1 pseudogene is annotated in these 348 nt (G+C 65.5%); it reads right to left on the reverse strand.

Annotated elements, in window-relative coordinates:
- Positions 1 to 348: pseudogene (locus M4J40_RS22345) on the reverse strand (altronate oxidoreductase); the annotation flags it as partial.

Genomic DNA, 348 nt, shown 5'->3' on the forward strand with positions numbered 1-348 from the left:
GAAGCGGCCGAGGTAGAACACCAGCCAGGCGGCGAGCGCCAGCGTCATCAACGGCGCCGGCTTGCCGTTTCGATCCATGTAGGCGAGGAGACGGTCGAGATCGCGCGTCTGGTACTTGACGAGGCCGTTCAGCGAGATGTCGTACCAGAGGTGGCGGATATAGGGGTTGGCGAAGCGCCGGAGCACCGCGCCGGCAAACGCCTGCAACTCGTCCCTGGGCAGCGTCAGGAAGGGAATGACCTCCTCGTTGAGCAACCGGTCGAGGAACTTCGCACCCACCTTGGTGGTGACCGCCTCGCCCACCGTCTCGACGCCGGAGATCAGGCTGAGGGCGCAGAGCGCGGTATG

The organism is Pleomorphomonas sp. JP5, from assembly GCF_023721815.1.
In the GTDB taxonomy this organism is placed as follows: Bacteria; Pseudomonadota; Alphaproteobacteria; order Rhizobiales; family Pleomorphomonadaceae; genus Pleomorphomonas.